9 protein-coding genes, 2 tRNA genes and 1 pseudogene are annotated in these 12,382 nt (G+C 66.1%); 10 read left to right on the top strand and 2 right to left on the bottom strand.

The genetic code is table 11. The features are described from left to right. Positions 1-541: 541 nt before the first annotated feature. Together ACQP1O_RS30430 and ACQP1O_RS30425 are read left to right on the top strand one after the other, a co-directional pair. A complete protein-coding gene (locus tag ACQP1O_RS30430) occupies positions 542-1,030 on the top strand; it encodes a DUF420 domain-containing protein (RefSeq protein WP_433561846.1) in 489 nt (162 codons plus the stop codon). A 291-nt stretch (positions 1,031-1,321) separates the two neighbouring features. Continuing rightward, a complete protein-coding gene (locus ACQP1O_RS30425; RefSeq protein ID WP_433561845.1) occupies positions 1,322-1,768 on the top strand; it encodes a tyrosine-type recombinase/integrase in 447 nt (148 codons plus the stop codon). Positions 1,769-1,790: 22 nt separating this feature from the next. Here the strand turns inward: ACQP1O_RS30425 and ACQP1O_RS30420 are convergent. Continuing rightward, positions 1,791-1,877, bottom strand: a tRNA-Leu gene (locus tag ACQP1O_RS30420). A gap of 222 nt (positions 1,878-2,099) precedes the next feature. Here ACQP1O_RS30420 and ACQP1O_RS30415 point away from each other — a divergent pair. From ACQP1O_RS30415 to ACQP1O_RS30390, 6 genes and pseudogenes are all read left to right on the top strand, one after another. Then, complete coding sequence (locus tag ACQP1O_RS30415; RefSeq protein WP_433561844.1) at positions 2,100-2,723, top strand: ANTAR domain-containing response regulator; 624 nt, start codon at positions 2,100-2,102, stop codon at positions 2,721-2,723. A gap of 246 nt (positions 2,724-2,969) precedes the next feature. Beyond that, a complete protein-coding gene (locus ACQP1O_RS30410; protein ID WP_433567849.1) occupies positions 2,970-4,181 on the top strand; it encodes a branched-chain amino acid ABC transporter substrate-binding protein in 1,212 nt (403 codons plus the stop codon). A 75-nt stretch (positions 4,182-4,256) separates the two neighbouring features. Further along, positions 4,257-5,297 (top strand): branched-chain amino acid ABC transporter permease, encoded by a 1,041-nt coding sequence (locus ACQP1O_RS30405; RefSeq protein WP_354846087.1) that lies wholly within the window; start codon positions 4,257-4,259, stop codon positions 5,295-5,297. Then, on the top strand, positions 5,294-6,526 hold the full coding sequence (locus ACQP1O_RS30400; RefSeq protein WP_433561843.1) for a branched-chain amino acid ABC transporter permease: 1,233 nt from the start codon (positions 5,294-5,296) through the stop codon (positions 6,524-6,526). Before ACQP1O_RS30405 ends, ACQP1O_RS30400 begins: the two co-directional genes overlap by 4 nt. Beyond that, positions 6,523-7,464, top strand: a pseudogene (locus ACQP1O_RS30395) (ABC transporter ATP-binding protein); the annotation flags it as partial. The gene ACQP1O_RS30400 and the pseudogene ACQP1O_RS30395, both read left to right, overlap by 4 nt. A 165-nt stretch (positions 7,465-7,629) precedes the next feature. Beyond that, complete coding sequence (locus ACQP1O_RS30390; RefSeq protein WP_433567848.1) at positions 7,630-8,325, top strand: ABC transporter ATP-binding protein; 696 nt, start codon at positions 7,630-7,632, stop codon at positions 8,323-8,325. Between the two features lie 62 nt (positions 8,326-8,387). Here ACQP1O_RS30390 and ACQP1O_RS30385 read toward each other — a convergent pair. Further along, positions 8,388-8,460 (bottom strand) — tRNA-Trp (locus ACQP1O_RS30385). 122 nt (positions 8,461-8,582) lie between these two features. Between ACQP1O_RS30385 and polA the strand changes: the two genes are divergently transcribed. Both polA and ACQP1O_RS30375 read left to right on the top strand, forming a co-directional pair. Continuing rightward, positions 8,583-11,318 (top strand): DNA polymerase I, encoded by a 2,736-nt coding sequence (gene polA, locus ACQP1O_RS30380; RefSeq protein ID WP_433561842.1) that lies wholly within the window; start codon positions 8,583-8,585, stop codon positions 11,316-11,318. 570 nt (positions 11,319-11,888) lie between these two features. After that, positions 11,889-12,320 (top strand): 2-keto-3-deoxygluconate kinase, encoded by a 432-nt coding sequence (locus tag ACQP1O_RS30375; RefSeq protein WP_433561841.1) that lies wholly within the window; start codon positions 11,889-11,891, stop codon positions 12,318-12,320. Positions 12,321-12,382: the final 62 nt, after the last annotated feature.

The following is a 12,382-nucleotide window of genomic DNA, read 5'->3' as shown; positions in this document are numbered from 1 at the left end:
TTCACCTCGCCCCGGGGCCATCGCGGGGGGTGGCGCCGACGCCGCGGGCGACCTCACGTTGGGACTGGCCTTCGGCGATCATGCAAGCTTCGTTGGATTTCCGGCGATTACTGCAAGTGCCACCGAATGCATCGAATGCGAACTCGCGATGGTGCGCCTGGCTCGCTGAACGACGCGGCGAATTCGTTGTCCGCCAACCAGATTCGGCGGCCAATTCGCTGCTGCGAGTGTAGTCCGTCGTCTGTGGCCGAACGAGACGCCCGAATGGTCCGAAGAATCGATCGCAACCGCCGACGGTTGAATACGCAACCCTCGCCAGTCCGGGACCCCTTCAGGGCGCGGCGACTGTGGTGATCTTTTCGGTGCCCGACGTGTTCGGGGGCGCGTAGGGCATCCGAGGCGGAGTGTCCGAGGCCGGAGCGCCGACCGGCGGCCATGGCGCGACTCGGGGGTGGGAGTCGGTGCTGCTAGAGTCTCGATCCGCGGATCTTCCCGACGCAGCGTCGGGAAAATATCCCCGCAGAGAGATGAAGGCACGACGATGAACGACTTTCCCGGAGTCGACGGCTTCCTCGGCACGAGGGCGTCGTGGGCGATGGACACCATGGTGCTGGTGATGGCGATCGTGGTCGCCGTCCTGGCGTGGAGCGTCTACCAGGCCAAGGTCAAGCGAAAGTTCGGACTGCACAAGGGGGTCCAGATCCTGCTCGCGGTCGGGTTGCTCGCCGCGGTGGTGCTGTTCGAAATGGATGTGCGGTTCAACGGGTGGCAGGACCGGGCCGCCGGGGTCGTCGGCGGCACGGCCTCGACCACGGTGTGGACCGCGCTCGTCATCCACCTGGCCTTCGCCGTGTTCTCGGTGGTGCTGTGGCCCGTGGTGATCATCCGGGCAGCCCGCAACTTCGGGACACCACCGCACCCGGGTGTACACAGCGCCTGGCATCGTCGGTGGGCGCCGATCGCCGCGGCGGGCATGACCCTCACGGCGGTGACCAGCTGGGTGTTCTACGGGCTGGCCTTCGTCGCCTGACCCAGCGGCAACGAACAATGGCGGAACGCTGGTACACGTCCGGTCCCGGGAGTGAGTCGCGCCCGCTCGGATGTCTCGGTCCCGGTATCGAACGCGCGATACATCTGCCCCGTACCGCCCTCGCCGAGCAGCTGCCGCAACCGGTACCGGCCGACCGCAACTGATGACAATCACGTCACTGCACCGGTAATCCCGTCCAGGAGTGCGAATTTGGTGCCCGTGTGACATGAGGCCGCGTTTTCGACCGAGCTGAGGCATACCTCGCAATATTTCGGATGTCCTGTACCGCAATTGATCTCACAGTTCAGCATCAGCACGCGATACCGGCGATTACTGGCCCGCGTCAGATTTTGCACAGCCAGTCGATCTTCGGCCGCTCAGCGCTGGCCGGTTCGGTCAGCACTATATGCGGCTACTTCGTCTCCCGGCCACAAGGGCGGCTTCCTGACATCTACGGAGTTCCGCTGGGTATTCGACCGAGCGGCCAAGGACACCGGATTGATCGGTGTTGTGCCGCACGGACTTCGGCGCACAGCTGCCTCGCCGGCGATCAGTGCCGGAACGAATATCAAAGTCGTGCAACGGATGCTGGGGCACAAGACGGTCATGCTGACCCTGGACCTGTACGGCCACCTGTTCCCGGACGACCCGGACGCCGTCGCGAACGGAATGGAAGCCGGCGCGCAGGCTGCTGTGTACCGGCTGCGTACCGGAATAAAAGAAGGGCTGTCCCGGTGATCACCGAAACAGCCCTCTACCTTGGTGCCGAGTGTGGGACTCGAACCCACACGTCCTTTCGGACAACGGTTTTTGAGACCGTCGCGTCTGCCAGTTCCGCCAACCCGGCGCACCGGGAAGAAATGATAGCGGGTGAAGGGGGGAAGAGACTAATCGAGGGGGTCGGGGAGCTACCGGGTTGTGATACTGGTCGGTTTGCGCTGGGTACGTGGGTTGTGGGGGCGGGTGAACGGTACTCTTTGGGGTGACTCGATGCGTGCTGGTCCTGCGAGGGTGGCGCAAGGCGAGGTGGCATCGGGTATCGGTATTCGGAAGCGACAGGGGTTCATCTATGGGAACGACAGCAGGGGGCGGATCGAAGAAGGACGCTGCGACGTCCGCCCCCAAGCGGGTGGTGGTTGCCGAGGACGAGGCGCTCATCCGGATGGACCTGGTGGAGATGCTCTCGGAGGAGGGCTATCACGTGGTGGGTGAGGCGGGAGACGGTCAGCAGGCCGTGGATCTCGCCGAGGAGCTGCGGCCGGATCTGGTGATCATGGACGTGAAGATGCCGCGTCGGGACGGCATCGACGCGGCGGCCGAGATCGCGTCGAAACGCGTTGCGCCGGTGGTCATCCTGACCGCCTTCAGCCAGCGTGACCTGGTGGAGCGGGCGCGCGACGCGGGCGCGATGGCGTACCTGGTGAAGCCCTTCACCAAGTCGGATCTGGTGCCGGCCATCGAATTGGCCGCATCGCGATTCCACGAGATCGCGGCGCTCGAGAGCGAGGTCGCGAATCTGACCGACCGGCTCGAGACGCGCAAGCTGGTCGAGCGTGCCAAGGGTGTGCTGATGCAGACCCAGGGACTATCCGAGCCGCAGGCGTTCAAGTGGATTCAGCGCACGGCCATGGATCGTCGCACCACCATGAAGGCGGTCGCGGAAGTGGTGCTGGAGAACCTCGCGCCGAAGTAAGCCGCATTTGCCGCGTCGTCGCCCTGTTGTTGCCGCTAATGCACTGGAGAAATTAACAGTGCGGTAACAGCAGGGCGCTCCGCTTTTGTTGCGATGTCACATGGATGATTCGAATGTGATGCGGAGCTAACGTAGCGGGGCTATGTTCTGGACGGGCCGATCGATGGGGCGGCCCTCCTCGGTCACCCCGGGGGAGCACAGAACATGAGGTGAATCGTGCTTGGTTCATTGACGCGCACGTCGTCCCTGCGACGCAGTCGTACGGCGCGAGCGGTGGTCATCGGAGCGGCGGCCGTACTCGCTCTGGCGTCGGCGGGATGCAGTAGCAAATCAACGGATAATTCGGGCGGCGGCTCGAATCTGACCATTCAGCCTCTCGTGCAGGTGGACGGCCAGGGCAAGGAAGTTCCGGCGAAGGACACCAGCGCGGCCGCGGATCCGGCCGGCGACGGCAAGGGGAAATGCGCTCCCCAGACGATCGCGATGGCGGGCCCGCTGACCGGTGACAACGCCAACCTCGGCCTGAACATCATCCGCGGCGTGAAACTGGCGCTGGACCAGCACAACAAGGCCAACCCGGGCTGCCAGGTGACGGTCAAGGAATTCGACACCGAGGGCGACCCGCAGAAGGCCACCCAGGTCATCCCGACCATCGTCAGCGATCCGTCGATCGTGGCCCTGATCGGCCCGACCTTCTCCGGCGAGACCAAGGCGACCGGCGCGATCCTCAACCAGGCCAATCTGCTGTCGCTGACGCCGTCGGCCACCAACGTCACCCTCACCACCAACGGCTGGAACAACTTCTTCCGGGGCCTGGGCAACGATGGCATCCAGGGTCCGGCCGTGGCCGGATACCTCAAGGGCACCGGCAAGTTCAAGAAGATCTGCGTCATCGCCGACGACTCGGATTACGGCACCGGCCTGGCCAAGACCGTCACCGAGGGCCTGGGCTCGATCGCCGACCAGAGCTGCACGGCCAACGTGAAGCAGAAGGACAAGGACTTCTCCGCGACGGTGTCCAAGATGGCCTCGGCCAAGCCGGACGCCATCTTCTACGCCGGCTACTACGCCGAGGCGTCCCCGCTGGTCAGCCAGCTGCGCAATGGCGGCGTGACCGCGACCTTCATCTCCGACGACGGCACCAAGGACGTCGAGTTCGTCAAGCAGGCGGGCAATTCCTCCAAGGACGCGCTGCTGTCGTGCCCGTGTGGTCCGGCGACGGACAAGTTCACCACCGCCTACAAGGCATTCAACAACTATGACCCGGGCACCTATTCGACCGAGGGCTACGACCTGACCACCATCGTGCTCAAGGGCATCGAGGCCGGCAAGGTCACCCGCCCCGATCTGGTCGATTACGTGCGCAACTACGACGGCCAGGGCCTGGCCCGCGAATACAAGTGGGGCCCCACCGGTGAATTGGCGAACGCGTTGATCTGGATGTACCAGGTCAAGTAGCACTCACTATTCGGAACAGCGTGTGCCGAATAGATTTCGGCACACGCTGTTTTCCTCGGACGGCGAAAGTAACGAATGTCTGCACCCGCTCTGGCCGATGTGACCCTCCTTGCGAGCAGTTCCATCGAATTCAATGTCTCCGGCGTAGTCGACCAATTCTGGCGGCTGACCGTCGAAGGTTTGACGTACGGTTCGATCTACGCCCTGGTCGCGGTCGGATACACACTGGTCTACGGTGTGTTGCGCCTGATCAATTTCGCCCATTCGGAAGTTTTCATGCTGGGCATGTTCGGCCAGCTGGTCGGGCTGATGGTCTTCGGATTCGCCGCCAGTGGCGACGTGTATTCCCAGGGCGTCGTCTCGACCGTCATCTATCTCGGCGCCGCCATGGTCTTCGGCATGCTGGTCTCCGGCGCGGCCGCGGTGGGCCTGGAGCGGGTCGCGTACCGCCCGCTGCGCAAACGCGGCGCGAAACCGCTTATCTTCCTGATCACCGCGATCGGAATGTCGTTCGTACTGCAGGAATTCGTGCATTACGTGCTGCCGAAGCTGACCGGCAACAAGCTCGGCGGCACCAATGCGCAGCAGCCGATCGTGCTGGTGAAGCCCACCGAGCAGTTCCAGATCTTCGGCGCCTCGGTCACCAATATCTCGCTGGTGATCGTACTGGCGGCAATCGCGCTGGCGCTCACCACCGAATTGCTCATCAATAAAACGAAATTCGGCCGCAGCATTCGCGCGGTGGCGCAGGACCCCGATACCGCCACACTGATGGGCGTCTCCCGGGAGCGGGTCATCATGCTGACCTTCCTCATCGGCGGCGTGCTCGCGGGTGCGGCCGCGCTGCTGTACACGCTCAAGATCCCCAACGGCATCATCTACAACGGCGGATTCATCCTGGGCATCAAGGCGTTCAGCGCCGCGGTGCTGGGCGGCATCGGCAACCTGCGCGGCGCCCTGCTGGGCGGCCTGCTGCTGGGTCTGGCCGAGGATTACGGGCAGATCCTGTTCGGCACGCAGTGGCGTGACGTGGTGGCCTTCGTGGTGCTGGTCGGCGTGCTGATGATTCGCCCGACCGGCATCCTGGGCGAGAGCCTGGGGAGGGCGCGGGCATGACGACGACGAAACCATCGCCCGTGGCACAGCATTCGCCCGCCGGGCGCGGCGTCGGTGACGCCATCCGGAACTGGTGGGGCGGGCTGTCCCGCCCGGCGCAGTGGGCGTTCGGCGTGCCGGCGGTCATCGTGCTGGCCGTACTGCCGCTGTTCAAACTGCCGCTGCTGGACACTCCCGGCACCAGTTTCGGCGGGGTGATGGCGCAGTTCGCCATGTACGCCCTCATCGCCATCGGCCTGAATGTGGTTGTGGGACAGGCGGGTCTGCTCGACCTCGGTTATGTCGGCTTCTACGCGGTCGGCGCGTATTCGGTGGGTCTGCTCACCAGCCCGAACAGCCCGTGGAATCAGACCAACGGCGGCTTCCTCGACCCCACGTGGGCGTGGCTGGCATGTGTGCCGATCGCGATCCTGCTGACGGCCATCTCCGGCCTGATCCTGGGGACGCCCACCCTGCGCCTGCGTGGCGACTACCTCGCCATCGTGACCCTCGGCTTCGGTGAGATCGTGCGACTGCTGGCCGACAATCTGCCCGAGATCACCAATGGCAGCCTCGGGCTGTCGCGGATCCAGTATCCGAAGCTCGGTGAGTCGGACAGTCACCCCGGCGGCTACTTCTCCTCCGGCAACCTGGGCGACACGAGCAGCTGGAATCCGTTGGACCGGGCCAACTCCGGCACCTGGTGGTATTGGCTCGGCATCGTGCTGGTGGTCGGCGTGCTGATGCTGGTCGGCAATCTCGAGCGCAGCCGTGTCGGCCGCGCCTGGGTCGCCATCCGCGAGGACGAGGACGCTGCCGAGATCATGGGCGTACCCACCTTCAAGTTCAAACTGTGGGCCTTCACCATCGGCGCGGCCATCGGCGGCCTGTCCGGCGCGCTGTACGCGGGCCAGGTGCAGTTCATCAATCCGGCCGGATTCAATGTCATCAACTCGATGCTGTTCCTGTGCGCGGTGGTGCTGGGTGGCCAGGGCAACAAGCTCGGCGTGATCGTCGGCGCGTTCCTGATCGTGTACCTGCCCAACCGATTCATGTCGGTGAACGTGGGCGGGCAGTCGCTGGGCGACTACAAGTATCTGTTCTTCGGACTCACGCTGGTGGTGGTGATGATCTTCCGGCCGCAGGGTCTGTTCCCGGCCCGGCAGAAACTGCTCGCCTACGGGCGGCAGGTGTATCGGGCGGTGCGACGGCCGGTGGTGGCCGCGCAGGCGACGGGAGCGGGGCAATGACGGGGCCGGGCGACGCGCTCTTCGACAACGAGGACATGGCGGCCGGGTACGCGGCGCCGGAGGTCGAGCCCAGCGCGGGCACGCTGGACGTGACCGAGGTGCTGCCGGTCTACAAGGACCAGGGTGTGGTCGCGGAAGTCGTTGCGCCGCACCGGGAGATAGAGACCGCGATCGGTGCGCCGCTGCTGCGCACCGACGGGCTGACGGTGAAGTTCGGTGGTCTCACCGCGCTGGACGCCGTGAGCTTCGAGATCCGCCGCGGCGAGATCCTCGGGCTCATCGGACCCAATGGCGCGGGCAAGACGACCTGCTTCAACGCCATCTCCGGCGTGTACCGGCCGTCCGGCGGCACCGTCTACTTCGACGGCAAGCCGCTCACCAAGACCAAGCGCAACGAGATCACCCGACTCGGTATCGCGCGCACTTTCCAGAACATCCGGCTCTTCGGTGAGATGACGGCGCTGGAGAACGTCGTGGTGGGCGCGGACGCCCGGCACAAGACCTCGGTCCCGGGCGCCATCCTCCGTACCGCGCGGCACCGGAGCGAGGAACGCGACTCGCTCGAAAGAGGCATGGCGCTCCTGGAATTCGTCGGCATCGCCGCACATGCGGTGGAGAAGGCGCGCAATCTCTCCTACGGCGATCAGCGCCGCCTGGAGATCGCCCGTGCGCTGGCGACGGAACCGAAACTGCTGTGCCTGGACGAGCCGGCCGCCGGCTTCAATCCGAGCGAGAAGTCGGCGCTCATGGATCTGATTCGCAAGATCCGCGACGACGGCTACACCGTGCTGCTCATCGAGCACGACATGCGGCTGGTGATGGGCGTGACCGACCGCATCGTGGTGCTCGAGTTCGGCCGCAAGATCGCCGACGGCCTGCCGGACCAGATCCGCCAGGACCCGGCGGTGATCAATGCGTATCTGGGCGTACCCGACGAGGCGGAGGCCGCGGACAGTGGCGCCGAGCAGGCCACGCCGGACGCGGGTGCGGACGTGGACCCGGGCAAGCCTGGCGCACAACCGATTCCGGACCTGGCCAAGCCCATCCCGGTGCCGGACGTGCCGGAAACCCCGTCCGATCAGCCCCTGCTGACGGTCGAGGACATGGTGGTCAACTACGGCAGAATCCAAGCCCTGCACGGCATCTCGCTGTCGGTCGGCCAGGGCGAGCTGGTGACCCTGCTGGGCGCCAATGGCGCGGGCAAGACCACCACCATGCGGGCACTGTCCGGCCTGCTGCCGCTCTCCCGCGGCCGTATCACGTTCCAGGGCCGCGACATCACCCGCATGAAGGCCCACGAACGCGTCGTGGCGGGCCTGATCCAGGCCCCCGAGGGCCGCGGGGTCTTCCCCGGCATGACGGTCCAGGAAAACCTCGACATGGGTTGCCACGCACGACCGTTCAAGGCCAAGGCCGACTACACCCACACCCTGGACTGGGTCTACGAGCTCTTCCCCCGACTGCTCGAACGCCGACGCCAGGTGGGCGGCACCCTCTCCGGCGGCGAGCAGCAGATGCTGGCCATCGGCCGCGCCCTCATGGCCCGCCCCCAGCTGCTGCTGCTGGACGAGCCGTCAATGGGCTTGGCCCCCATGGTGATCCAGCAGATCTTCCGCATCATCGCCGACATCAACGCCCAGGGCACCACGGTCCTGCTGGTCGAGCAGAACGCCCAGCAGGCCCTGACCCGCAGCGACCGCGCCTACATCCTGGAAACCGGCGAGGTCACCAAGACCGGCGGCGGCCGGGCCCTCCTGCACGACCCCGCCGTCAAGTCCGCCTACCTCGGCGTCGGCTGACGCCCCGATCCCGAAAAGCATTCGGGCCGGTCACCTTCCGGTGACCGGCCCGAAGCCTTCTGCAGGGGCGACAGGAATCGAACCTGCAACCTGCCGCTTTGGAGACGGCTGCTCTGCCAATTGAGCTACACCCCTTGGCGAGGGCATACGCTACCAGGTAGCCCGGCCGCGATGAAATCGGTTTTGCTGACCTGCGGCGACGGGCCGAGTATGCCCGCTGCCCACCGATGTCGGAGGGGATACCTAGACTCTGTCGGGTGACCCCTGCCTCTACTGATCAGCGTCCTGGTGTTGTGCCCGCATCTGCGTCCGGGGAGCAGCCGACCCTGCTGCTGCTGGATGGGCATTCGCTGGCCTATCGCGCGTTCTATGCGCTGCCGGCGGAGAACTTCAAGACGCAGAGTGGGCAGACCACCAATGCCGTGTACGGATTCACGGCGATGCTGATCAATCTGCTGCGGGACGAGAAGCCCACGCATGTGGCGGCGGCGTTCGACGTGAGCCGGAAGACCTTCCGGACCGAGGCGTTCCCCGAGTACAAGGCGAACCGGATCAGCACGCCCGACGAGTTCAGGGGCCAGGTGGAGACCACCCAGGAAGTGCTGGGGGCACTGGGGATTCCGGTGATGGCCATCGAGGGGTACGAGGCGGACGATCTGATCGCCACCCTCACCACGCAGGCCGTGCCGGAGGGTTTCCGGGTGCTCATCGTGACCGGTGACCGCGATTCGCTGCAGCTGGTCAACGACAACGTCACCGTCCTCTACCCGAAGAAGGGCGTCTCCGAGCTGACCCGGTTCACCCCGGCGGCGGTGGAGGAGAAGTACGGGCTCACCCCGCAGCAGTATCCGGACTTCGCGGCGCTGCGCGGCGACCCGAGCGACAACCTGCCCGGCATCCCGGGCGTGGGGGAGAAGACCGCCGCCAAGTGGGTGCGCGAATACGGTGATCTGGCCACGCTGGTCGACCAGGTGGACAAGGTCAAGGGCAAGGTCGGAGACGCGTTGCGCGCCAACCTGTCCAGCGTCGTGCTCAACCGTCAGCTCACCGAGATGGTGAAGGACGTGCCGCTGCCCTACACCCCGGAGCAGCTGGCCGTGCAGCCGTGGGACCGGGAGAAGATCCACCGCCTGTTCGACGAGCTGGAGTTCCGCGTCCTGCGCGATCGCCTCTTCGACACCCTGGCCCCGGTGGAGCCCGAGGCCGAGGCCGGTTTCGAGATCAGCGGCAGTACCCTCGCGGCGGGCACGGTCGCGGACTGGCTGGCAGAGCACGCCGGAACCGGTGTGCGGCACGGTGTTTCCGTGGTCGGCGCCGGTTCGCCGATCAACGGCGACACCCAGGCCATCGCGCTGGCCGCCGCCGACGGCGAGGGCGCCTACATCGACGTGCACACCCTCACCCCGGAGGACGAGAAGGCGCTGGGCGCCTGGCTCGCCGACGCCGAGATCCCGAAGGCGTTGCACGAGGCCAAGACCGCCATGCACGCACTGCGCGGCCGCGGCTGGCAGCTGGGCGGGCTCACCAGCGACACCGCGCTGGCCGCCTACCTGATCCTGCCCGGCCAGCGCACCTTCAACCTGGAGGACCTGTCGCTGCGGTACCTGAGCCGGGAGTTGCGGGTCGACAATGTGGGCGAGGCCCAGCTGTCGCTGCTCGACGACGAGGAACAGGTCGACGCCGAGGTCGCCAATGCCCAGATGCTGCGCGCCCGTGCGGTTTCCGACCTCGCCGACGCCTTCGACACCGAACTCGAGCGCATCGAATCGACCGCCCTGCTGCGCGATATGGAACTCCCGCTGCTGAGCGTGCTCGCCGATCTGGAGGCCGCGGGCGTCGCCGTCGACTCCGCCCAGCTGGAGGAGCTGCAGCGCGAGTTCGCCGACCGCGTCGCCGAGGCCGCCAACAATGCCTACGGGGTGATCGGCAAGCAGATCAACCTGGGCTCGCCCAAGCAGCTGCAGGTGGTGCTGTTCGACGAGCTCGACATGCCGAAGACCAAGCGCACCAAGACCGGCTACACCACCGACGCCGACGCGCTCGAGGGTCTCTACGAGAAGACCCAGCACCCGTTCCTGCAGCACCTGCTCGAGCACCGCGACGCCACCCGTCTGAAGGTGACCGTGGACGGCCTGCTCAAGTCGGTCGCCGACGACGGCCGCATCCACACCACCTTCAATCAGACGGTCGCGGCCACCGGCCGGCTCTCCTCGACCGAGCCCAACCTGCAGAACATCCCGATCCGCACCGATATGGGCCGCCGCATCCGCGACACCTTCGTGGTGGGCACGGGCTTCGAATCGCTGATGACCGCCGACTACAGCCAGATCGAAATGCGGATCATGGCCCACCTCTCCAAGGACGAGGGCCTGATCGAGGCCTTCAACTCCGGCGAGGACCTGCACAACTTCGTCGCCTCCAAGGCCTTCGACATTCCCATCTCCGACGTGGATCCGGAACTGCGCCGCCGCATCAAGGCGATGTCGTACGGCCTGGCCTACGGGCTGTCCGCCTACGGCCTGTCCCAGCAGTTGAAGATCAGCGCCGACGAGGCCAAGGTCCAGATGGACATCTACTTCAACCGTTTCGGCGCCATCCGCGACTACCTGCGCGACGCCGTCGAGCAGGCCCGCAAGATCGGCTACACCGAGACCCTCTTCGGCCGCCGCCGCTACCTGCCGGATCTGGATTCCAGCAACCGGCAGCGTCGCGAGGCCGCCGAGCGGATGGCCCTCAACGCCCCCATCCAGGGCACGGCCGCCGACATCATCAAGGTCGCCATGATCGACACCCAGCAGGCGATCCGGGCGGCCGGGCTGAAGTCCCGGATGCTCCTGCAAATTCACGACGAACTCGTCTTCGAGGTCGCTCCCGGCGAGCGCGAGCAACTGGAATCGCTTGCGCGCGAGCACATGTCCAATGCCATCGAACTCTCGGTGCCGCTCGAGGTCTCGGTGGGCGTGGGCCGCAGCTGGGATTCGGCCGCGCACTAGAGGCGAGCGCGGCCGGCGCAGTCGAGGCGTTCGGTACGTGACAACCGATTTCGCTGTGCCATGGGTAACTCGCCGGGTGCGTCCGAAATTCGGGCACTCACCTGACCGCAGGCACGGGTGCGCGACTCCGGCGGCACGCTGCCGTCCGCTCGAGTTTCGGGGAGGCGGACCGGCCGTGAGCTGGGCGTGTTCATATATCGGATGTCTGCGGGTCGAATGGTGTTTGCTCGCACTCTTTCGCGGGCCGGTGTGGCGCCCGTCGCATATCCGGTGACCTGCGGCGAAGTTACCCATGGGTCGATTGCGAATATGGTTGCCATTGCGAGGGTGTCCCCCTATGCTCGACCCGTGTCGAATCCCGCCAACAGCCGCAGCGCAGCGCTCGAAGTCGCCGACCGCGACCGCGCCGCGCTCATTTCGCTCACCGCGAGTGTGGCTGGCGCGCGCGTACTCGTAGTTCTCCGCCGTAGCGGGGTCTGATTCGGACCGGCCCCTCGCTGCGGCCGAATGAACCTTCTTGCTGGTCCCCTCTGTCACTTTCTTCGGAAGAAGTCGGGAAGACCTAGTTCAATGACCATCACCCTTGATACCGCCGCGTTCATCGCCGCTGCCCCCGCGAGTCTGCGGACCGAGTGCATCGGCCTGACCCCCGCCGAGTTCCACGACCGGTACTGCGCCCAGACGGGACCGGTCAAGCTCAGCGACTGGACCCCGATCGGCCACCGCGCCGGCACGGCCACCCTGGAGATCGCCGATCACCTGCGCACCGTCGTGGCGACGGGCAGCCCGGTGGCGGCGCTGACCTCGGCCCTCTACGACGAGGGCTACCCGGTGGAGATCCTCGCGTTCCACCAGCGCCGCACCGCGGACGGCATGGCCACCTTCATCCAGTGCGAGTTCAACGGCCGTCGCGGCTGGGGCGCCGCCCTTGCCGACGATCCGGCCGAATCCACCATCCGCGCCATGATCGCCGGCATCAACCGGCTCGGTTCGCACTTCTGAGCGAAGCAGGACCCCGACCCCGCTGCTGAGGCAGCGGGGTCGGATTGCGAGTGGTGTCGGCT

It is taken from the genome of Nocardia sp. CA-151230, assembly GCF_050942175.1.
Lineage (GTDB): Bacteria > Actinomycetota > Actinomycetes > Mycobacteriales > Mycobacteriaceae > Nocardia.
The sequence above is the reverse complement of the archived record's forward strand: the minus strand, read 5'-3'. Positions and strand labels throughout refer to the sequence as shown.